Source organism: Geomonas oryzisoli (assembly GCF_018986915.1).
GTDB classification, from domain to species: domain Bacteria; phylum Desulfobacterota; class Desulfuromonadia; order Geobacterales; family Geobacteraceae; genus Geomonas; species Geomonas oryzisoli.
The window spans coordinates 1,798,365-1,819,124 of sequence record NZ_CP076723.1; the positions used below are offsets into that span (position 1 = coordinate 1,798,365).

The 20,760-nt window shown below is 58.1% G+C and carries 21 protein-coding genes; 14 read left to right on the forward strand and 7 right to left on the reverse strand.

Going from position 1 to position 20,760, the window contains the following annotated elements:
- Window positions 1–17 precede the first annotated feature (17 nt).
- The 11 genes from KP004_RS08000 to KP004_RS08050 all read left to right on the forward strand — a co-directional run bounded on the left by KP004_RS08000 (window position 18) and on the right by KP004_RS08050 (window position 13,879).
- On the forward strand, window positions 18–1,298 hold the full coding sequence (locus KP004_RS08000; RefSeq protein WP_239026984.1) for a TadA family conjugal transfer-associated ATPase: 1,281 nt from the start codon (window positions 18–20) through the stop codon (window positions 1,296–1,298).
- 12 nt (window positions 1,299–1,310) lie between these two features.
- Window positions 1,311–2,273, forward strand: a complete 963-nt coding sequence (locus KP004_RS08005) for a type II secretion system F family protein (protein ID WP_216801809.1) — start codon at window positions 1,311–1,313, stop codon at window positions 2,271–2,273.
- Between the two features lie 99 nt (window positions 2,274–2,372).
- Window positions 2,373–3,194, forward strand: coding sequence for a type II secretion system F family protein (locus tag KP004_RS08010; RefSeq protein WP_239026985.1), 822 nt, complete (start codon window positions 2,373–2,375; stop codon window positions 3,192–3,194).
- Window positions 3,195–3,334: 140 nt separating this feature from the next.
- Window positions 3,335–5,227, forward strand: a complete 1,893-nt coding sequence (locus tag KP004_RS08015) for an Ig-like domain-containing protein (protein ID WP_216801811.1) — start codon at window positions 3,335–3,337, stop codon at window positions 5,225–5,227.
- Between the two features lie 79 nt (window positions 5,228–5,306).
- Window positions 5,307–5,912, forward strand: a complete 606-nt coding sequence (locus KP004_RS08020) for a porin family protein (protein WP_216801812.1) — start codon at window positions 5,307–5,309, stop codon at window positions 5,910–5,912.
- On the forward strand, window positions 5,913–6,254 hold the full coding sequence (locus KP004_RS08025; protein ID WP_216801813.1) for a DUF192 domain-containing protein: 342 nt from the start codon (window positions 5,913–5,915) through the stop codon (window positions 6,252–6,254).
- 134 nt (window positions 6,255–6,388) lie between these two features.
- On the forward strand, window positions 6,389–7,945 hold the full coding sequence (locus tag KP004_RS08030; protein ID WP_216801814.1) for a hypothetical protein: 1,557 nt from the start codon (window positions 6,389–6,391) through the stop codon (window positions 7,943–7,945).
- Window positions 7,942–8,955, forward strand: coding sequence for a glycosyltransferase family 2 protein (locus tag KP004_RS08035; RefSeq protein ID WP_216801815.1), 1,014 nt, complete (start codon window positions 7,942–7,944; stop codon window positions 8,953–8,955). Before KP004_RS08030 ends, KP004_RS08035 begins: the two co-directional genes overlap by 4 nt.
- Window positions 8,956–8,957: 2 nt before the next feature.
- Window positions 8,958–9,590, forward strand: coding sequence for a class I SAM-dependent methyltransferase (locus KP004_RS08040; protein ID WP_239027036.1), 633 nt, complete (start codon window positions 8,958–8,960; stop codon window positions 9,588–9,590).
- 42 nt (window positions 9,591–9,632) lie between these two features.
- Window positions 9,633–11,210 carry a hypothetical protein gene (locus KP004_RS08045; protein WP_216801817.1) on the forward strand — a complete coding sequence of 526 codons (1,578 nt, stop codon included), beginning with the start codon at window positions 9,633–9,635 and terminating at the stop codon, window positions 11,208–11,210.
- A gap of 62 nt (window positions 11,211–11,272) precedes the next feature.
- Complete coding sequence (locus KP004_RS08050) at window positions 11,273–13,879, forward strand: hypothetical protein (RefSeq protein ID WP_216801818.1); 2,607 nt, start codon at window positions 11,273–11,275, stop codon at window positions 13,877–13,879.
- A 90-nt stretch (window positions 13,880–13,969) separates the two neighbouring features.
- On the opposite strand, the gene KP004_RS08055 is transcribed toward KP004_RS08050, so the two are convergent.
- Window positions 13,970–14,410, reverse strand: coding sequence for a PaaI family thioesterase (locus KP004_RS08055; RefSeq protein ID WP_216801819.1), 441 nt, complete (start codon window positions 14,408–14,410; stop codon window positions 13,970–13,972).
- Between the two features lie 36 nt (window positions 14,411–14,446).
- Between KP004_RS08055 and KP004_RS08060 the strand changes: the two genes are divergently transcribed.
- Both KP004_RS08060 and KP004_RS08065 read left to right on the forward strand, forming a co-directional pair.
- The gene (locus KP004_RS08060) at window positions 14,447–14,773 is read left to right on the forward strand and encodes a hypothetical protein (protein ID WP_216801820.1); all 327 of its coding nucleotides are present in this window, start codon (window positions 14,447–14,449) and stop codon (window positions 14,771–14,773) included.
- A gap of 216 nt (window positions 14,774–14,989) precedes the next feature.
- Entirely contained in the window at window positions 14,990–15,637 is a 648-nt protein-coding gene (locus KP004_RS08065; protein ID WP_216801821.1) for a hypothetical protein, read from the forward strand.
- Window positions 15,638–15,648: 11 nt separating this feature from the next.
- Here KP004_RS08065 and KP004_RS08070 read toward each other — a convergent pair whose 3' ends face one another.
- The 5 genes from KP004_RS08070 to KP004_RS08090 form a co-directional block, all read right to left on the reverse strand.
- Window positions 15,649–16,221 carry a hypothetical protein gene (locus KP004_RS08070; protein ID WP_216801822.1) on the reverse strand — a complete coding sequence of 191 codons (573 nt, stop codon included), beginning with the start codon at window positions 16,219–16,221 and terminating at the stop codon, window positions 15,649–15,651.
- Window positions 16,222–16,419: 198 nt separating this feature from the next.
- Window positions 16,420–16,950: a GNAT family N-acetyltransferase gene (locus KP004_RS08075; RefSeq protein WP_216801823.1), complete on the reverse strand. Its 531-nt coding sequence runs from the start codon at window positions 16,948–16,950 to the stop codon at window positions 16,420–16,422.
- Between the two features lie 204 nt (window positions 16,951–17,154).
- Entirely contained in the window at window positions 17,155–17,436 is a 282-nt protein-coding gene (locus KP004_RS08080) for a hypothetical protein (protein ID WP_216801824.1), read from the reverse strand.
- A gap of 194 nt (window positions 17,437–17,630) precedes the next feature.
- On the reverse strand, window positions 17,631–19,181 hold the full coding sequence (locus tag KP004_RS08085) for a GspE/PulE family protein (RefSeq protein WP_216801825.1): 1,551 nt from the start codon (window positions 19,179–19,181) through the stop codon (window positions 17,631–17,633).
- 99 nt (window positions 19,182–19,280) lie between these two features.
- Window positions 19,281–19,667: a DUF4431 domain-containing protein gene (locus tag KP004_RS08090; protein WP_216801826.1), complete on the reverse strand. Its 387-nt coding sequence runs from the start codon at window positions 19,665–19,667 to the stop codon at window positions 19,281–19,283.
- A gap of 116 nt (window positions 19,668–19,783) precedes the next feature.
- On the opposite strand from KP004_RS08090, the gene KP004_RS08095 reads away from it, so the two are divergent.
- The gene (locus KP004_RS08095) at window positions 19,784–20,086 is read left to right on the forward strand and encodes an addiction module antidote protein (protein WP_216801827.1); all 303 of its coding nucleotides are present in this window, start codon (window positions 19,784–19,786) and stop codon (window positions 20,084–20,086) included.
- A gap of 176 nt (window positions 20,087–20,262) precedes the next feature.
- Here KP004_RS08095 and KP004_RS08100 read toward each other — a convergent pair whose 3' ends face one another.
- A complete protein-coding gene (locus KP004_RS08100; protein WP_239026986.1) occupies window positions 20,263–20,745 on the reverse strand; it encodes a glutaredoxin domain-containing protein in 483 nt (160 codons plus the stop codon).
- Window positions 20,746–20,760 lie beyond the last annotated feature (15 nt).

Below are 20,760 nucleotides of genomic sequence, written 5' to 3' on the forward strand. Positions count from 1 at the left end.
CGAATAATCCATTTCAGATGCCCGGGATCACGAACGATCAGGAATTTTTCCAGGACCTGAAAAGCCGCATCCACCGTCGTCTGATCGAACGCCTCGACCTGGCGAAACTGGATCTTCTTGGCGCTAACGAGCTCAACCGTGAGATAGGCTTCGTCATTGAGAACCTGATCATCGAGGAAGGGGTTCCCCTGAACCAGTTCGAGCGGGACCGCCTGGTCGTGGAGATCCAGCACGAGACCTTCGGCCTGGGTCCGCTGGAGCCCCTGCTGGCTGACCCTCACGTTTCCGACATCCTGGTGAACAAGAGCTCCCAGGTTTACGTCGAGCGCTTCGGCAAACTGGTCAAGACCGACGTCTGTTTCAAGGATAATGGGCACCTTTTGCAGATCATCGAGAGGATCGTCTCCAAGGTTGGCCGGCGCATCGACGAGTCATCCCCCTATGTCGACGCGAGGCTTCCGGACGGCTCCCGCGTCAATGCCATCATCCCGCCGCTGGCCCTGGACGGGCCGGTCCTCTCCATCCGTCGTTTCGGGCAGGATCCGCTCAAGATGAACGACCTCATCAACCTGGGCACCCTCGACCCCCGCATGGAGAAGATCCTGGAGGGGGCGGTACGCACCAGGCTGAACATCCTGGTTTCCGGCGGTACCGGCACCGGCAAGACCACCATGCTGAACGTGCTCTCCGAGTACATCCCCCATGACGAGCGCGTGGTCACCATCGAGGACTCCGCAGAACTCCATCTGAAGCAGGAACACGTGGTACGCCTGGAGACCCGTCCTCCCAACATCGAGGGGAGGGGGGAGGTGACCCAGCGCGACCTGGTGCGCAACGCCCTCAGGATGCGCCCCGACCGGATCATCCTGGGCGAGATCCGCGGCGGCGAGGCACTGGACATGCTTCAGGCCATGAACACCGGTCACGACGGTTCCATCTCTACCGTTCACGCCAACACTACCCGCGACGCCCTGGCCCGTATCGAAACCATGGTGCTCATGGCCGGCATGGACCTGCCTGAGCGTGCCATACGCGAGCAGGTGGCGTCGGCTCTGAATGTCGTGGTTCAACTGGTCAGATTCTCAGACGGTACGAGGAAGGTGGTCAAACTCTCCGAAATAACCGGCATGGAGGGGAACACAGTCGTAATGCACGACGTCTTTGTGTTCGATCAAAAAGGCATCGACAAGGAAGGGAGGGTTGTCGGCAGCTATCGGGCAACGGGGGTGAGGCCGATGTTTGCTGAACGTTTCAGGGTCTACGGCTTCGAGCTCCCCCAGGGGATCTTCGAGAACTAGGAGGAGGGCCACTTGCTATATATTGTTGTCATAACCTTCATAGCCGTCTTTCTTCTGCTCTTTGCGGTTTACCTTGCAGTTTCCGCAGCCAGGACGTCTCCCAAGTATGAGCTGAAAAGGCGCCTGCAGCGCCTGGCGAAAGATTCCTCCGCACAGGGAATGCCGGAAGACCTGCGCGCGGAGATCATCAGGGAGATCCCCCCCCTGGACAAGCTCCTCGGATCATTTCCGCTTACGCGTGACTTGGACAAGAAACTGGACCACGGTGGTCTCGACGTGACTGCTTCTCGGTTTCTCGTCCTCACCGCGTCGGTTACCGTCTGCCTCTTCGTTCTGATCCTTTTCCTGTTCAAGTCCTTTTGGGCTGCGCTATTAGGAGGCATCATCGTCTCTCTGCTGCCCTTCGCTTATCTTCATTTCAAAATTCAGCAACGCCTGGAGAAGTTCACCGAGGTTTTTCCTGACGCCCTGACCATGATCTCACGTTCGCTGCGTGCCGGCCATTCCTTCACCAGTGGTATTCAACTGGTCGGCGAGGAAATCCAGGACCCGGTAGGTGAACTGTTCAGGACCGCCTATGAACAGCAGCTGCTCGGACTCAGGATCACTGAGACCTTGAGCAACCTCAACGAGAGGATTGATAGCCTTGATCTCAGGTTCTTCACCACCGCCATCGCCATCAACAATGATGTTGGTGGTAACCTCTCGGATATCCTTGAAAACCTCGCGAAGACAATCCGGGAGAGGTTGAAAATAAGAAGGCAGGTTCGCGTGTACACCGCACAGGGGCGGATGACGGGGTACGTTTTGGGCGCGCTGCCAATATGTACCTTTTTGATTTTTAATATCCTCAATCCCGAATACGAGTCGCTTCTTTACAAGGAGACGAAGGGGCTGTACGTCTTGGGGCTCGCCGTGGTCTTGCAGTTGATCGGCTTCTTCGTGATCAGGAAAATCATCAGGATTAGGATTTAGGGGGGGACGGTGGTCTTCGCAATAACTGTAATCGTTTTCATCGCCGTTGTTCTCCTGACAGTCGCCGCAATATATCCTTATCTGTCGCGGCGGGGTGTTGTGCAGAGCAGGCTTGAGAAGTTCGAAGTGCAGGAGGTGAGCAAGGTCGAACTGGTCCCGGAAGCACCCAAATGGTACGACCACTTGGGGCAACTGGGGCGCTCGTTGAAGTTATCAGCCAAGGAGCAGGGAAAGTATACCCAGATGCTGGTTGCGGCCGGGTACAAGCGGGAGAGCGTCTACGTCTTTTTTGGTTGCAAGATCCTGCTCACCATACTCCTTCCCGTCTCCTTCGTGCTCTTCTACGTCATGGCCAGGGGGCTGTCCTTTAACCGGTTGATGATTCTCACGACGATAATTTTGGCCATCGTGGGCTATCTGGCGCCCAGTTACTGGCTGTCGCACCAGTACAACGAGCGGAAGCTGAAGATCTTCCATACCCTACCAGACATACTCGACCTGCTCACGGTCTGCGTGGATGCCGGGCTCAGTATGGACGCCGCACTGATAAAGACTACCGAAGTGCCCCAGTTTGCCAATGACCCGCTTGCCAAAGAAATCAAGGTGGCGACCATGGAGACAAGGGCCGGTAAGCCGCGCATTGAAGCGCTCAAGGACATGGCTGCGCGCACCATGGTCGACGATGTTAAATCTTTCGTTACCATGCTGGCTCAGACAGAGCGCTTCGGCACCAGCTTGAGCCAGGCCCTCACTGTTCATTCGGACTCCCTACGCACCAAGAGGAAGCAGATTGCTGAAGAAGCTGCGGCCAAGACCACCATCAAGATGATTTTCCCGCTGGTCATGTTCGTCTTTCCTGCGCTTCTGGTCGTCATTTTGGGACCGGCCTATGTTCAGATCAGCAAAACCCTTTTCAAATAAATACGCCTCATAAGGAGACACGTCATGCACTTTGATTTAAACACCGCTATCTTGATGATAATCGCAGTCGAATTGGCTCTCATTTACTCGAGGCTCTGCAAGAAGTAGCAAATCCTGATATCAATTTATGAGGAGGGGGCATGCGCTATTTTAATAAGGTGGCTCTGATACTATTGCCGGTGTTGATGCTGGCCCTGGCGGGATGCGGCTCGAGTTCCAGCGGCAAAACCGACCCGTTTAACCCTGGCGGGACTGTCGGCGGCACTACGTCCGGTACCCCCCCCTACAGTCTCACCCTCACCCCCGCCAAATCAGCGGCGTTCGCCAACGAACAGCTGATCGTCACGGCGGTGTTGAAGGATGCCTCCAACACCCCGATCGCCAACCAGACTGTGAACTTCTCGATCACGGCGGGACCGGCCACAGCGGTGTCGACCTCCGCCAGGACCGACTCCAACGGTGTCGCCCTGGCCTTTGTCAGGACCGGCGCCACCGCCGTCACCACCAACGTCATCGTCCAGGGAGCCTCGACGGTGAACAGCAAGAGCGTGGTCGGCTACGGAAACTTCCAGGTCTCTCCAGCTGACGCGAATCTCAACAGCACCAGGCTGTCCCTCAGCATGACCTCCCTGGCGGTCAGCCCCAACCAGGAACAGGTTATCATCGCCACGGCCAAAGACGGCTCCAACAACCCCCTAGCGAATCTCGCGGTCACTTTTAGGGTGGCCGCAGGACCGGCATCCATGGTGATAACGAACTCTTTCACCGATGCCAACGGCCAGGCCACCACCATAGTCAAGGCCGGCAATCCAGCCGCCGTCTCCAACGTCATCATCGAGGCGACCGCCACGGTGGGCGGTAACGCCGTCGTGGCCAATATCCCCTTCCAGGTGGTGCCAACCACCATCTCAACCGTCAACTACACTATGACAATGGCTGCCAGCAAGCTGGTTGTGGATAACAACGAGGAGTTTTTCGTTGCGGTGACGCTAAAGGATTCCGGCGCAAACCCTGTGGTAGGCCAGACCGTCAACTTCAGTATCGCCTCGGGGGAAGCAGCGGTCATCACCCCCACAGCGGTCACCGACTCGCTCGGCAAGGGGATAGCCCGTATCCGTGCCCTAAACCCCGCTTCGACGTCTGCCGTCATCCTGCAGGCCTTGGCCACCATCGACGGCACCGTGGTTACGGCCCTTGCACCCGTGCAGATCACGACCCAACCCCTCTCGGCTTCAATCATCAAGATGACGCTTGCAAGCGATAAACAAACCGTAGGCATCAACAGCGACGTCATCCTGACGGCAACCGTAACCGATCTGCAGTCTCCACCGAAGCCGGTGCAGGACAACCCGGTCACTTTCAGCGTCGTTGGTGGTTCGGCCAACGTCCTCGATCCATCAGGCAATATCCAGGAACCCTTCACGGTTAATACTGATTCCATGGGCAATGCCGTGTGCCGCCTCAGGTCGGCTGCGACTCCCACTAGCTCGAGCATAATCGTGAAGTCAACCACCACGGTTAACGATAAGGAGGTCACTGCTTACCACACCATCGATATCGTCCGCCAGAACAGCTATGTTATAAACTTCCTCACCTCGGGCTCCGCAAGTGATCCAAGTGGCAACCTCAACCGTCTTTCCGGGACAGTTGCATTTGATTTCGTAGGTACTGTGACCTTTAAACAGCTGGTGCCTTTCCAGGTGCTCGACAACAACGGCATCCCTCTGCCCAACGTCGCAGTCGCCCTGGAGATCTCTAACACTGGCAGGAACCTCGATACCAGGATTGAATTGGTGCCGCCCCTGCCCGGAGTACCAGTTGTTTATCCCTTTGATGATCCGCTGAAAATTACGGTAAGGACCGATGATCACGGCATGGGGATATTCACCTGCAATGTCAGCTTGGCAGCGCCGGGAGCCGGGATGACCAATACCGAATCGGTGATATACCAGGCAACGGCCACCTCGGGGGGCGTCTCCATGCTCTCGTATGGTGGTTTCATCGCCACCGTCACGCAGGACAAGGCACCCTAGCTGAAGGCTACTCGTCCCGTTTAGGAACAGCCGCCTCAATGGCTGCTCCTTGCCCACGATCAAAGTATGAGGAGGCATGATGCGCAGAGTTATCTTCCTGATGATTTTTATTTCAACGGTAACAGCAGGGCCCGCCATGGCGGCTGACATCGACGGCAGGCTCGGCCTGACCGGCAAGGTCGGCTTTCTGATGCCGGTCCAGGATGACTTCATCACCGGGGTCGATGATACCAACACTGGCCTTGCTGCTGGTGGAGGCCTCATCTACGGTGTTGGCAAGAATGTCGTCGCCGAACTCGACATCACGCACGTCCCAACCCTCAGGGTGGAAGCGGCAGGTGCGAAGGTTGGGGAGGCGACCTTGACCGATATTTCACTTGGGCTTCAGTACCGCTTTACTCCGGAAAAGCTCCTTGTCCCTTACTTGGGAGCCGGTGTCGATCTCATCAAGGGGAAATTCACCAACCTAGCCGACCGCAGGTACGGCCTTGAGTGGACCACCGGCGGGCACGTCAGCGCCGGTGTCGATTACTTCGTAACCAGGGGCATCGCTCTGACTGCCGAGCTGAAAGGGATCTTCGCCCCCGCTGGCAACATCAAGACCACGCCGCAGGAGTACAACCCCAACAGCTTCGTCGGCACGGTCGGCATCCGGTTGTTCCTGCCGGAAAAGATGTTCGACTAGATGAGGGCCATTGACCACACCTCGGGCCGCGTACTGGCAGGAACCGTCTCCGTCGCGGAGAGTTTCCTGGCTAGGCTCAAGGGTCTGCTCGGTAGGGATCGACTTCCGCCGGGGCAGGCGCTGTGGATCAAGCCTTGCAACAGCGTACACACCTTCGGCATGAAGTTTCCCATCGACGTGGCGTTTCTGGACCGGGAACAGCGGGTGGTGGCACTTGTCACCACCCTCGCCCCGAACCGGATTTCCGGCTACCACCCCACGGCGTCCAGCGTGCTAGAACTGCCGGCCGGTACGCTGGACCTAACGGCAACCGTCGTCGGTAACAAGATAGAGATTGCTTGAATGCTCCCTCCCGTGACGGAGGGTACCTTTTTGCCGCTTCGTGCAAGGGGAGGGGGGGGGCGGCGCGTTTACCGGGATGATTTTTTATGAACTGTTCCAGCAGTATTCCTCGCGGCAAGAACTGTCGCTCTCTGTTGTTGTTTCTGCTCTTCCTGGTTGGTATCTGTGCGGCCGCGGTTTATATCGGCGCCGTTCCCACCCGTAAGTTCGGACACGACATATTCTTCCTGCTCGACAACGGGTGGCGGGTGGTCACGGGGCAGCGTCCGCACCTCGACTACACCAGCCCATGGGGCCCGCTCTCCTTCTTGGTTGTCGCATCAGGTCTTGCGGCCTCGCATTACTCCGTCGACGCCATCGGCTATGGTAACGCGATGTTCGCATTCGCCGCAGGCATCTGGGCCTACCGTCTTTGCCGCGACACGGTGCCGCCCGGCCCGCGGTTCCTGGTTTGCCTTTACCTGGCGCTACTGGTGGTTTCCCCGTATTCCCTGGGCTGGGGGGCACTCAACTCGAGCCACGCCATGTTTTACAACCGCTACGGTTACGCGCTGCTCGGCGTGCTGATGATCGAGTCTTTCCCACAGGGGGGCGACGTGCCGTACGAGGACCGGCTAGTTGGGGGAGTTTCCACCGGTGCAGTCACCGCTCTGTGTCTGTTCCTGAAGGCTAATTACTTCGCCGCAGCGGTTCTTCTCATCGGAGCTTCTTTCTTGTGGAGGCGTTTCGACAAGAGGCGCGTGACCGGCATCGGCGTCGGATTCTGTCTGGTGAGCCTCGCCTTTTTGGCGTATCTCCAGTTCGATATCGGCGCAATTTTGCGGGACCTCGGTATCGCAGCCGGCGCACGGTCCAAAAGCTTCAGCTACACAGAGGTGTTACAGAAGTTCACGCTCAACGCGCTCTCCCTTTTGTTCGTGCTCCTGTTGACCATTCTGAGTGCCCGTGCGAAGGGCGAGGGGAAGGGGGCTCGCCGCCTGGCCGGCGTTCTCCTGGGCTGTATCATCTTCGCGATCGACATGCTGCTTTTGTGCAGCAACCAGCAGTACTCGGAACTGCCGCTTACCGCGATATATGCCCTGTGGGTGACCGTCGACCTCAGCGCCTGGAGCCGGAATAACCCTGGTAAGTCAAGGCCGGTCTCTGTCGGTGTTAAGGGTACCGTCCTTGTCGGAACGGCTTTCATCCTCGTTTCCTTCTGCAGCCAGGCAACCGGACTTGCTTATGGCGTCATGCAGAAGGCGCACCCCTCTGGCCTTGCCTCTGTAACGCGGTTCACGGAGCCGCGCCTGAAGGGAATGCTGCTATACGACAACGAGGCCGAGCCGGACAGCAACGGCAGGCTGTACGTCGAATCGGTCAACGACGGCATCCTTTTGCTGCGGCAGAGTTCCGCTCCATCGGAAAAGGTCCTGACCATGGACATGATGAATCCTTTTCCCTACGCCTTGGGGCGGCCCGCTCCCAAGGGAGGCATGGCCGCCGTCGCTTATAACTACACTTTCAGCGACAGCCACCGTCCCTCCGAGGCGAGGTTTTTTGGCGATACCGACATCGTCATGGTGCCGAAACGGCCCACGGAGCCGGGGCGGATGCACGATGGGCTGATGAGGATCTACATGCCGGCGCTGCAGTCCCGTTTCCGACTCGCGGCCGAGTCCAATCAGTGGTACCTCTACAGGCGAAAATGACAGAGATCAGCTCCTCCGCAACTGTCTCCCCTGGGCTCGCCTCGTTCCCCGCCTTCCTCTACGGCCTCCTTATCGCTGGCCTTGGACTTGGCGTCTACCTGACCGGGGTGCTGCTCGGAGTCTTCAGGCTGCTATTGCAGGTGGACGGCCAGTGGCTCTGGGTGGTGGACAGGATCGTCTGGTACAGCGGCATCCCGGTCGTCGCAGGGCTGATCCTCATCCTGTGCGACCTCTTCGTCCTGCTCCCTTACAAGCGTGGCAGCCGGGTCGTGCGCTGGGCTCCCTCCAAGGAGCTGAGCCTCACGGTGGTGCTGACCGCATTCAATGACGAGTTGAGCATAGGGCACGCGGTTGAGGACTTCGCAGCGCATCCGCTGGTTCGGCGTGTCGTGGTGGTGGACAACAACAGCACTGATCGCACCTCGGAGGTGGCCCGAAAGGCAGGTGCCTTCGTGGTGCATGAACCGGTGCCGGGATACGGCAGTTGCGTCTATCGCGCCCTGCGCGAGGGGCTGCGCTACACCGATACCGATCTCACCCTCTTGTGCGAAGGGGACATGACGTTCAGGGCCTACGACATCGAGAAGTTCCTGGCCTACCTGCCACACGCGGACCTGGTTAACGGCACGCGCATTAGCGAACAGTTGCGGGAGCAGCGCACCCAGTTGAGCACCTTCATGTACTACGGCAACTTTTTCGCAGGCAAACTGCTCGAGGTAAAGCACCTGGGCAAGGGGACCTTCACCGACGTCGGCACGACCTACAAACTCTGCCGCAACCGCCCGCTGGAGCGACTTTTGCCGTACCTGAACCCGGCCATAAACCTGGAATTCAACGCCCATCTCCTGGATACGGCACTGGCCCGCGGGATGGCGGTGGTGGAGTGCCCCATCACCTTCCACAACCGGGTCGGCTTCAGCAAAGGGGGCAACTCCAGCAATTGGAAGGCGCTCAAGGTGGGGACGCGCATGATTCTGGGCATCGTCTTCGGATGGAGAAAACGGCCGTGAGTATGAAGAGTTACCACGAGATACGTCTTCCCTACGATGAGCGCAGGGACCTGCTCTGGAAGACGCTGTGCGAGTCCTATTTCCAGGCCCTGATCCCGGAGGGCGCCTGCGTGCTGGAGTTGGGGGCTGGATACTGTCATTTCATCAACCATATCCGCTGCGCCCGCCGCATCGCCCTCGATCTCTGGGAAGGGATGCCGCAACACGCGGCCCAAGGGGTGGAAACGGTCATCGGCTCCGTCATCGACTTGAGCGGCATTGCGGAGCGATCGGTGGATTTCGTCTTCGCCAGCAACCTCTTCGAGCACCTGTCCCAGGAGGAGTTCGCGCAGACCTTGGCTCAACTGCGCAACAAGCTCACCCCGGGAGGAACCCTGAACCTGTTGCAGCCCAACTACCGGTTCGCCTACCGGGAATACTTCGATGATTTCAGCCACCGGACCGTGTACACCGATGGCAGCCTCAGCGACTTCCTCTCCTGTCACGGCTTTAGGGTCATCTACTGCGCGCCGCGTTTTCTCCCCCTGACCATCAAATCGGCCCTGCCCGTGTCGCCGCTGCTGATTCGTCTCTATCTGAGGCTTCCGTTCAAGCCCCTGGGGAAACAGATGCTAATCCGCGCGGTAGCGGCGTAGCGCGGCGAAGCCTGTAATGATTACTGGTGAAGGTGGTATCCATTGAGCAACTACGACCGCAAAAAGACTTTCCTCCTTCCTTCCATTGGCGACGTCCTGTTCATAACCATTTTTTTGATTATTGCGCTGTACTCCGGGAAATCGCTCCTCAACGACGGCGATACCGGCTACCACATCCGCGCCGGCGAATACATGCTGCGCACGCACAGCATCCCGCACCATGACATGTTTTCCTTCCTGTCACCGCCGCTTCCCTGGACCGCCCACGAATGGCTCTCCGAGGTGATCATGGCGCTGGTGCACCAGGCGTACGGGCTTACCGGCGTGGTCATCTTCTTCGCCTTTTTCCTGGCGCTCTCCTGCTTCCTGCTTTTCAAGATGATGCAAAAAGAAGACTGCGACATCCTCGTCGCGCTGTTCGTGGTCATCCTGGTCGGGGGCGCAGCGCAGCTGCATTGGCTGGCCCGGCCGCATGTCTTCTCGCTGGTCATCATGGTGGCCTGGTACTACATCCTGGACCTATACCAATACCGCGGAAGGAACCACCTGTTCCTGCTGCCGTTGATCATGATCCCGTGGGCAAACCTGCACGGCGGCTTCATGGGCGGGTTCATTCTTTTGGGTGCGTATTTCCTCGGCAACCTGCTGGATTCCTTCTTCAGTCACGGTGAGGGGAGGACGGAGGGCCTGCGGAGGCTGCGCGGTCTGGGCCTTGCCATACTCGCCTGCCTCGCGGCGAGCGTCGTGAATCCCTACGGCCTCCATATCCTGCTGTTCCCATTCCAGCTCACCTCGTCCAAGGATCTCATGGACGGTGTTTCCGAGTTCCTTTCGCCCAATTTTCACGAATACTACATCAAGTACTTTGAGCTGCTGCTCTTTGTGTTGCTCGCCACCGTGGGGTTGTCCAGGTTCAAGCTGAACCTCGTCGAGATGATTCTGGTCCTGCTTTTTACCCACATGTCACTCTTCTCGGCCCGGTACATCCCGCTGTTCGCCATCATCGTCGCTCCTATCATCGCCAAGAGGCTGAACCAGGTGCTCAGAGAGTCCGATTCCGGCTTCGCCCGCTTCCTGAAACAGCGGTCGTGTAACATCGCCGCCATCGATGCGTGCACCACGGGATACTTTTGGCCGCTGGCGGCGATCGGGGCGGTGGTGGTCATGGTGTACTCCGGGCGGATCAATTTCCAGTTCAATCCCAAAATCAAACCCATGGCCGCCATCGAATTCCTGAAAAGGGAGCAGATACCGGGCAACATGTTCAACAACGACGAATTCGGCGACTGCCTGATCTATGCGGCGGCGCCGAAATACAAGGTGTTTATCGACGGCAGGCTCGACATGTACGGTGCCGATCGGTTGAAGGAATACTTCAACGTCACCGCTTTCAAACCAGGGTGGGAAATGATCCTGGAAAAATACCGGATATCGTGGATCATCTTTCCTGCGGATGCCACGCTTTCGCGCCATTTACTGATTCACCCCGAATGGAAACTGATATATGCCGACAAGGTGACCAACATCTTCGTAAAGAACGTGCCTCAATACCGGTATCTCATGGAGAAGTATCCCAACGTGCGGCCTGCGGTCCTGGACGACAAGAAAGATGAGGCCTGACCGGTAGGTGCTCCTGCCGGTAGATGCGGCACGGACCCGAAACTAGTGGAGTCGACGGATTTATGGACGATTACGTGTGGTTGAACAGAAGGGTAGACCGGGGTGGCATCGTTTGGGCCACCTTGGGCTCCCTTGCGGTCCACACCCTGCTGTTTCTCGTGCTGTCGTCGGCTGTCATCTACTATCCCCAGACCGGAACCGCCGCCAAGTTCGACATCCTATGGCTATCCCCTTCGTCACTCCCAATGGCAGCCACCGCGGCACCAGACAATGCCAGCGCCGCCCCGGCTGCCACCCCGGTTGGCGTACTCCCCGCGAGCCCCCTCGCGGCCGTCGATCCTCCCGCCACAGAGCCTGATACTGCGGCGCAGGCGAATCTGCCGGACCTGCCCGCTGAGGCGGTAGCGGAAGATACGCAGTTAGAGATGGTGGCCGCCAAGAAAGCCGCAGGCAGGCCGAAGCAGCCTGCGCCGGGTCCGAAACAGACGCCGGCCGTGCTGCCCAAGGTCAAAGCCGAGGAGCAGGACGATGACACCGCCGAGGCGGAAGAATCGGTGACGCCGCCGCCCGATCCGGCCGAGGAGGCCAAGGCCCGCGAGGAGGCCGAGCGCAAACGGCTGGCCGTCTTGCAGGCGGAGCAGGAACGGCAGGCCGAGGAAGAGGCGAAACGCCAACGCAAAGTAGCCGAGAAGTTGGAAGCCGAACGCAAAGTTGCCGAGAAAAAAGAGGCGGAACGCAAGGCCGCCGAAGCGGCCCAGGCGAAAGCGGAGCAGGAGAAGGTCGCGCGCGAGAAGGCGCTGCAGGAGCGTAAGGCTGCCGAAAAGGCGCGACAGGAAAAGCTGGCGCTCGAGCGGGAAAAGGCTGCCGCAGAGAAAGCGGAGCAGGAGCGGAAGACCGCCGAGGCCAAAAGAGTCGAGCAGGAGTTACAGGACAAAAGGCAGGCCGAGTTGCAGCGCCGCGTCGCAGAGAGGGCCAAGCAGGAGAGGCTGGTCCGCGAGCGGGAACGGGTCGCCGCGGAAAAGGCGGAGCACGAGCGTCGTGTGGCGGCCGCCCAGGCCGAGCAGGAGCTACAGGAAAAGCGGGAAGCGGAAAGGGAACGTGTCGCCGCGGAACAAGCCCGGGCCGAGCAAGCGGCCCGTGAGCGGGCACAGTTGGCCGTGGAAAAGGCGCGCCAGGAGCGGGAGGCCGCCGCCGAGAGAAAGCGGCTCGCCGAGCAGACCCTGCAGGAAAAGCGCAAGGTCGAGCAGGAGCGGAAAGCGGCCCAGCGTGCCGAGGCGGAAAGGCTCGCCCGCGAGCGGGAGCAGCAGGAAGCCGAAAAGGCCGAGCAGCGGCGCCAGGCGGCAGCGGAGAAGAAGCGGCTCGCCGAGCAGGCCCTGCAGGAAAAGCGCAAGGTCGAGCAGGAGCGCAAAGCCGCCCAGCGTGCCGAGGCGGAAAGAGTTGTCCGCGAACGGGAGCAGCAGGAAGCGGAGAAGGCCGAACAGCGGCGCCAGGCCGCAGCGGAGAAGAAACGACTCGCCGAGGAGAAGAAAAAGGCGGATCAGGAACGCAAAGCGGCCCAGCGCGCCGAGGCGGAGCGACAGGCGCGCGAGCGCGAACAACTGGCCGCCCTGCAGGCGGAAAAGCGGCGTCAGGCTGCAGCGGAGAAGAAGCGGCAAGCCGAGCAGGCCTTGCAGGATAAACGCAAGGCTGAGCAGGAGCGTAAAGCGGCACAGCGCGCCGAGGCGGATAGGGTGGCGCGCGAACGAGAGCGCCTGGCGGCGGAGAAGGCGGAACAGCAGCGTCAGGCAGCCGCAGAGAAAAAGAGGCTTGCCGAGCAGGCACTGCAGGATAAAAAGAGGGCGGAGCAGGAGCGGGTGGCCGCCCTGAAGGCGCAGCAGGAAAAGCAGGCGCAGGAACGCGCCCAGGCAGCTGCCGCCAAGGCCGAACTGGCTCGTCTGGCGGCGGCCGAGAAGATGAGGGTGGAGCAGGAACAACAGGCGCGTAAGAGAGCCGAGGCCGAGCGCCTTGCCGCACTGCGCGCCCAGGCGGAACAGTTGGCCCGGGAACGGTTGGCCGCGGAGAAGGCGGAGCAGGCCCGTCGTGCCGCCGTAGCGGCAGCCGGGCAACTGCCGGCGCCGGCGAAGCCGGTTGAGGCGAAGAAAGAAACGGTAGGCCCGAGGCCTTCGGAGAAGCCGCCCGAAGAGAAAGGTCTGGTGATCCCCTCCATACACGGCGATCTGAAGCTGATCGTAGCCGGGGGGCACGACGTCAAGCTCACCGTTTCCTTCAAGGAGTACCCCAAGTCGAAAAGGGGGAGGGCGCTGACCCGGACCGAATCCAGGCGTGAGAAAGAGCTGTCGCCCATCGTGGTGAAAACGCCGGAGAAGACCAGGGAAGCGATCATCGAAAAGGCAGGGGAGGGGATCTACACCTTCGCGGTGGAAACCGAAGGCAAAGAGCCGGCGCCTTTAAAGTTAACCCTGAAGGTGTACGAGCAGAGCAAGGCCGCGAAGACGAAGCCGTTGGGAGCCAGGACCATCACCGGCAAGGGAGTAGTGGCCCGCGTGCTCATGCCGGAGGGGATCTTGTGGGAAGACGACGAAGCCTTCACAGGCAGCATGCAGGACAGCGAAGGCATCACCAAGTTCAACGCCGACACCGGCTTGGTCTGGAAAGAGTATGCGCAGTGAGAATCGCGCTTTGCCTTAGGAATTGCCATCAACCACATCCCGTGCCCAAACGTCCCCCTCTTGTTAAAGGGGGGATAGGGGGGATTTGATTTACTCTGCCCCCCTTCTCTTAACGATGAAGAACGCCTTGAACTCCGCCACCTTGGTGTCCCCGTTGAAGATCTCCGCTTCTCCGTGGATCTTGCGTTCATCCTGCGGGATGGCCCGCGCCACGGCGCGTACCGAACCTTCCCTGACCGCGGCAAAAAACTTCAGTTGCAAGTCCACCGTAACGAAGTCGGACCCTTCCGGGAGTATGCTCTTGATCGCCATGGCCACCGCGGTGTCGGCCAGCGACGTGATCGCGCCTCCGTGCATGAGGCCCGCGCCCTGGGCCAGCTTCACTTTGAAGGGCATGCTGAGCACCGCACGTCCGTCCTTCGCCTCCTCGATCTGCATGCCCAGGTAATCCTCGAAAGGAGCGCATGCGATCCATCCCGGCAGCCGGAAATGCGGTGTCGCCGTGGTGATGTCCTCGTCGTAGTTGTACATGTGGTGTCCTCTAACCAGTGAGAATAGGAGTAGCGCATGAAACGGAAAGGAATCAGTAGGAACTGGAAACTGGAATCTCTAGGCGCAGTCGTTATCTGCCTCGCCTGCAGCGGGCCGGCCGTTGCCGATACCCTGGTCATAAAATACGCTTCCGGTCAGGTGCAGACCGTCGCCTTGTCCGGACCCGCTAAAGACATCAAGGACATCACGGTAGCCGAGACCTCGGTCCCACTTTCGGACAAAGTGAAGCAGTTTTTGCTGGGGAAGCAACCCGCGCCCGACCAGCCCCCGAAGAAAGAGCCAGAGGCCGGTGTGAAAAAATCGGGTCCACTGCTGCAGTGGGCGCCTCCGCTTGCGGACTAAATTTTTTGCCCTCGTGCCACCGCCATATTGTCCTAAAGATTTGCTGTTTTCAATATGATATTGATGGTTTTGATGCGTGTGGCGTCGCCTTCGTCTTGCACCACATTTTCCTCTCGGCACATCGGTCACCTTGACAGCCTGAAAAGGTGTGGGTATTTTTCTTAGTGCAACCTAATTGTTTAGGTTTGCCTAGACGGTACTAAGGAGGTGACGACGATGCAGCGTAGGATAAAGCGGAACTATCGACAAATGAATCCGGCAAAATTTCTCGCTTTCCTTTTAACGGTGAGGCGTTCTCTCACCAACAACCGGAACTACCCTGATACTTTCTGGGGGACAAATCTAGCGCTGTTACAGTTGTTTTTCGAAAAGACTGATGCCTATGAAGTGGCCTTCCGGGCGGCCAGCAACGGTGACCGGGTCCTGATTCATGATCGGGACAAAATAATGGGTGAGATCGTCGTCATTCTGGACCAGATCGTTCCACTTCTTGAAGGTGGCTCCGTACTGAACCCTGACGCTCTGTCCACCACAGGTTTCCCAGTCACCCATGAACGTAGGGCACATAACAGGACAAAGTCGCCCCTGACCTCCTCCAACGACTTTAACGTGGAGAACCTCGGTGAACTGGGCAAGGCACTTGGCAGTGCCTCCACCGTACCGGGCGCTTACAATCACGAAATTCATATCAACAGGGGGGACCCTTCACGTGAGGCGGACTGGTTCCACCACTCGATGTTCCCAGATGCCTCCAGAATGCTCATGGAGAACCTGCAAGCAGGTAACACTTTTTTCCGTATGAGACACCACGGTGCAGATGGACCTGGCCCTTGGTCCCCGGTCACCAGCGTGACAATCTCCTGATCTGAAAGCTGCTAAGTAATCCCTTGGGGCGCCACCATGGCGCCCCAAGACTCTTCTCCAGTTGGTAAGCCCCCTGATTTTATCCGGCCCCTCATCCCACCCAATCCTCTTCCTCCCGTCAGGAAGGTCATACCCTCGACGATGAGGCTCACACACTCGACAATGAGGCTCATACCCTCGACGATGAGGCTCATACCCTCGACGATGAGGCTCATACCCTCGACGATGAGGCTCATACCCTCGACGATGAGGCTCATACCCTCGATGATGAGGCTCATACCCTCGATGATGAGGCTCATACCCTCGATGATGAGGCTCATACCCTCGATGATGAGGCTCATACCCTCGATGATGAGGCTCATACCCTCGATGATGAGGCTCATACCCTCGATGATGAGGCTCATACCCTCGATGATGAGGCTCATACCCTCGATGGTGAGGCTCATACCCTCGATGGTGAGGCTCATACCCTCGATTATGAGGCTCATACCCTCGACGATGAGGCTCATACCCTCGACGATGAGGCTCATACCTTCGACAATGAGGCTCATACCCTCGACAATGAGGCTCATGCCCTTGATCATAAGGCTCAGTCCTCGATCCTGAGGTCTGGGGCCGAAGGGGATAGGCTGCTATAGGATGGTGACTGCTACTACGTCCACCCCCTTTGCGAAGGGGGTACAGGGGGGATTTTAGCGTGTGCACAGGTACAACGAAACGGAGCACCTCAACAAGAATGGAGCCTGTACGGGACTCTTCAGCAGCGGCGACCCCGCTATAAATTAGCCATCTATCGGATGGCCGGGCGTGTCCAGCAACAACTGGTAGAAGGCGAGGTCAAGCCAGCGGCCGAACTTGAAGCCGACCTGGGGCAGAGTGCCGACATGCCTGAAGCCAAGCTGCTCATGCAACGCGATACTTCCGGTGTTGGTCGCATCGATGCCGCCTATCATGGCATGCACGTCGTTCTTCCGTGCCGCCGCTATCAGCTCCTGCATCACCGCCCGGCCCAGCCCGTGGCCGCGGTGATCCTTATGCACATACACCGAGTGCTCGACGGTGTACTTGAAGGCTGGAAAAGCACGGAAGGTGCCGTAGCTTCCGAATGCCAGCAGCGTCCCGGTGCCGTCCTCGATCCCGATCACGGGGAACCCGCCGGCCCGCTTGGCGTCGAACCAGCCGGCCATGAACTGCCGTGTCCGCTGCTGGTATTCATAGAGCGCCGTTGAGCTCACGATCGCATCGTTGAAAATTTCCAGTATCGCATCCGCATGTCGCTCGAAGTCGCAGCTCACGACAGATTGTTCGCTCATCGTTTGTTCCTAGATCTTTTGTTTTGCTAGTACCTCTTAAATGTCTCGGATGCGGAGACCGACGGAATTGTTCCAGCGAGGAAGGAATAGGCCTCTCAGGAACAGCATGAAGATGGGAAGGAAATGTAGCTCAACCCTGTTTTAATGACAACAGGAAACGCCCGAGGAGCGTTTCCCGTTTGCCGTGGTTCTCGCGGCCGCAGATCAAGCTACCTCGTAGATGCGGACCTCCGGTGCCGCATCGAGATACGGGCTGAGGGCGGTCACGACGTCGTGGGTGAAGAGGTCGCTCTGGAGGTAGGCCTTTGCATCGGCCACGGTGGCGAAGCCGTGCAGCACCTGGACATCCTCATCCCTCACCAACAGTTCCTTGGACTTTGCGCCCTGCACCTGCTTCAGAAACGGTTCCTTGTATTTGTTGTACACGCCGGCGGCGGCGGGACGATTTTCATTCGAAACTTTCAGGGTGATTTCGAGGTATGCCATGATAGTTCTCCTTGTCGTCGTATTGCGGTGCCTGCTGCTAAGGTGATGATACGCCAGCCTGTGTCGAAAGAAAAATGGTCTTTTCACTCAGGTGCTCGAAGAGTGGGCGGGTTTGGGTTAGGAGCCGTGTCCTCGCAGAGGTCGGGTCAAGCTTTGGAAAAGATCCTGCCCCTCTGGCCCCTTAGGTCCGCCTTTCAAGTCAGTCCACTCGCGCGATTGAGCTCTCGTTCCGCGGTGATGATTCTGTAGGGAACCGCTCGCAGGATCTCGGAAAGCGGGATGATGCCCTGACGGGCCTTGTCGAGCGCGTCGTCCAGTAATGAACGCATCCCTTTCTCTATCGCCCGCCGCCGGATGATGTGGATCGACTGCTCGGACGCTATCATGTCGGCGATCTCGTCATCGGGGATGAAGAGCTCATAAATGCCTGTTCTCCCCTTGAAGCCCGAGTAGCCGCAGGCTTCGCAACCTGAAGCCGTGTGATACCTTCCGTCCTCGGGGGGGAGATTGAAGAGCTGATGCTGTTGTTCCGTGGGGGCAGTGGGTATCTTGCAGTGTTCACACAGTTTCCGCACCAGGCGCTGCGATATCGCTCCCAGCAGCGAACCTGAGACAACGCCGGCATCGATCCCCAAGGTGAAGAGCCTCGAGACGGTTCGTACCGCGTCGTTTGTGTGCAGCGTGCTGAGCACGAGGTGTCCTGTCTGCGCCGCACGCATTGCCGCACCGGCGGTTTCTTCGTCGCGTATCTCGCCGATCAGAATGACGTCCGGGTTGTGGCGCATGAAGGAGCGCGCGTAATCAGCAAAATCCATGGACGGCGTGATCTGTTTCTGATTGATCTTGTCGAAGGTGTACTCGATAGGATCTTCAACGGTCAGGATCTTGTTTTCCGGCGTATTAATCCTCTGCAGAGCGGAATACAGCGTCGTCGTTTTGCCGCTTCCTGTAGGGCCGGTCACCAGAATGAGCCCTTCGGGATTGGCCGCTATCTGCTCGAATTGGGTCATGACATCCTTGTGAAAGCCCAGTTTGTCCAGACCGATCATCGCATTTGAGCTGTCGAGGACGCGCATGACAACATCTTCGCCAAAAGGACCCGGCACGACTGACACCCTGAAATCGATATTGCGTCTCTTGCCATCTGTTTCATAGACGGCGATGATGCGGCCGTCCTGGGCTCGGCGGCGCTCGGCGATATCGCATCCAGCGAGGATCTTGATGCGGGAGGTGATTGTAGCGATGTTGTCGTTGTCAACCGCAGTCGAGAGGCCTTTAAGCATGCCATCGACCCTGATCCGCACGTCCACGTCATCCTCATACGTCTCGAAGTGGATGTCCGTCGCGCCGTGATCCAAGGCTTTACCGAGAATTTCGTTCAGCAGTTGCACAGGAGAGAGGTCGGGCGAGAACGACAGTTCATTGACCGGCCTGAGGATCAGCCTTTCCGAGGGATCATTCTGCACCAGGCCGTGACCTGTGTTTATAGCCTTGACGATTTCATGATCGTTAAGCTGCACCGGCTTAACCTTACGTTGTAGTAGGGCCGATACTTCGGTGAGCAGAACAACATTCTTCGGGTCCAGGCAACCAACTGTTATTGAGGAATCAGCGGCCGGATTGACCTTTCCCAGGATGACGATCAGATTACCAAGGCAGTATTTTTGTGGAAGCAACTGAACCGAAGCGGGGTCGACAGTGAACTGGCACAGTTCGGTGAATACTTCTACGGCGTTATTACTCATCGAGTTTTCCTCTCTGCTTGTATCAGCCCTTTCGCCTCACCTTGGGGTATTTTCCCTTTGAGGTTAATCGACGCGTTCTCAAAAAAATGCGTCCTTTGACTACTGCAGCGCTATCGAGTCTATCTCCACTAGTACGTCAGTGTGATGGTGACCAGTAATTGCAGAGGACAGTCTGCCACTTATCCTGACATTCTTCTTTAGGTATATTGAGAGTGGGAGTCTTTTGATATTGATTACTTGCAGTTCTTTAATGTTGTTTTTTGTCTCGTTGATTTCATCTTTTTTATCAGCTATTACTTTAATTGGACTTGTGAGTCTCAGAACGGTTGCGTGTTCCTTGGAATCAGTTTTGGGGTTCTCGCCGTAGCCGGGCGGGCCATAGTAAACCTTTTCTATCAATTTGCCCGTGAGTTCGGCTATTGCTGGTTCATAGTGGTAAGTGTCTTTCGCGAAGACAGTCCCCGTGAGCAGGATCAGAACGGACATCAGCCAAAACCTAAAGATCATATTTGCCTTCCTCGCTCGGCGGTGGAGACAAGTCCACACAAGCAGCCGACATCGCCATCGCCCTGGAGCGCGCAGCCAGATTGGAGAATTGATTCATGCCTGAAAAAATCGTTATAGCCGACCTACCTGAATTCGATCTTGCTGCGCAGCTTAAAAGCGAGGCCGACATTGCCGCGTATATCACCATGGTGATCGAAGAAGGTGATGCGGCAGAGTTGGCCCATGCCTTAGGAGTGGCCGCCCGAGCGCGCGGCATGGCTGAAATTGCTCAAGCTGCGGGGCTAACTCGGGAAGCCCTTTACAAAGCCTTGCGTCCCGGAGCTCATCCACGTTTTGACACGATCAGCAGAGTCTGTTCCGCCCTCGGAGTCCGCTTGGTCGCACAGCCTCGCCATTAGACCTCGCTCCACCCGGTTTTTCTCCTGGTTCGTGCCGAACGGCTCGGCCTTGACTGGCGGCGCTAGCCGTTCGTGTCTAAGGATTTCGTTGGATCTGCCATTCTCCATGATTAAAACGTGCCTGACCCCTTAGGGGCCGGGGCTGACCTGCCGCGCCTTCACCAGGTAGTCCACCATCACTTTGCATTCTCAAGATAGTGGTCTATCGCCTGCGCGGAAAAGCCCGAGATCTTGTTGGAGCCAATAACGATGAGCGGCACGCCTTGGCCTCCCAACTCCTTGTGTCGCCGCTCAGCGGCGGCGTCTTTCTCGATATCATACTCGACGTAAGGAATTCCCTTGCTGTTGAGGTAGGCACGGGCCTTTTTGCAGTAACCGCACCATGAGGTGACGTACAATTCGACCGTGCCGTTGAACTGCTGCTTTGGCAGTGCCTGCTTTTCCGAAGCGACGGAAGCGGTCTTGCGCGGTGGGGTCTTAGCAGCAGGCTGTAGAGTTGGCGCAGGGTCGAAATCTGCGTCGGTGTAAGTTTTGACTTTTTTCTTCTTTTTCGATGCCGGCGGGGGAGTGTCCTTAAACGTTACGGCGCCGGTATCGTCTATCCATTTGTACATCTCCGCATGAATGACGAGAGGGAACGCAAGCAACACTGCAAACATGGCAACAATTGACCG

Coding starts and splice junctions, on each gene's coding strand:
- KP004_RS08055 (WP_216801819.1), bottom strand. CDS start 14,410: ATGTACAACTACGACGAGGACATCACCACGGCGACACCGCATTTCCGG.
- KP004_RS08015 (WP_216801811.1), top strand. CDS start 3,335: ATGCGCTATTTTAATAAGGTGGCTCTGATACTATTGCCGGTGTTGATG.
- KP004_RS08075 (WP_216801823.1), bottom strand. CDS start 16,950: ATGAGCGAACAATCTGTCGTGAGCTGCGACTTCGAGCGACATGCGGAT.
- KP004_RS08090 (WP_216801826.1), bottom strand. CDS start 19,667: ATGTCCGTTCTGATCCTGCTCACGGGGACTGTCTTCGCGAAAGACACT.
- KP004_RS08095 (WP_216801827.1), top strand. CDS start 19,784: ATGCCTGAAAAAATCGTTATAGCCGACCTACCTGAATTCGATCTTGCT.
- KP004_RS08070 (WP_216801822.1), bottom strand. CDS start 16,221: ATGATCAAGGGCATGAGCCTCATTGTCGAGGGTATGAGCCTCATTGTC.
- KP004_RS08085 (WP_216801825.1), bottom strand. CDS start 19,181: ATGAGTAATAACGCCGTAGAAGTATTCACCGAACTGTGCCAGTTCACT.
- KP004_RS08080 (WP_216801824.1), bottom strand. CDS start 17,436: ATGGCATACCTCGAAATCACCCTGAAAGTTTCGAATGAAAATCGTCCC.
- KP004_RS08065 (WP_216801821.1), top strand. CDS start 14,990: ATGCAGCGTAGGATAAAGCGGAACTATCGACAAATGAATCCGGCAAAA.
- KP004_RS08100 (WP_239026986.1), bottom strand. CDS start 20,745: ATGTTTGCAGTGTTGCTTGCGTTCCCTCTCGTCATTCATGCGGAGATG.
- KP004_RS08020 (WP_216801812.1), top strand. CDS start 5,307: ATGCGCAGAGTTATCTTCCTGATGATTTTTATTTCAACGGTAACAGCA.
- KP004_RS08040 (WP_239027036.1), top strand. CDS start 8,958: ATGAAGAGTTACCACGAGATACGTCTTCCCTACGATGAGCGCAGGGAC.
- KP004_RS08060 (WP_216801820.1), top strand. CDS start 14,447: ATGAAACGGAAAGGAATCAGTAGGAACTGGAAACTGGAATCTCTAGGC.
- KP004_RS08050 (WP_216801818.1), top strand. CDS start 11,273: ATGGACGATTACGTGTGGTTGAACAGAAGGGTAGACCGGGGTGGCATC.
- KP004_RS08025 (WP_216801813.1), top strand. CDS start 5,913: ATGAGGGCCATTGACCACACCTCGGGCCGCGTACTGGCAGGAACCGTC.
- KP004_RS08000 (WP_239026984.1), top strand. CDS start 18: ATGCCCGGGATCACGAACGATCAGGAATTTTTCCAGGACCTGAAAAGC.
- KP004_RS08035 (WP_216801815.1), top strand. CDS start 7,942: ATGACAGAGATCAGCTCCTCCGCAACTGTCTCCCCTGGGCTCGCCTCG.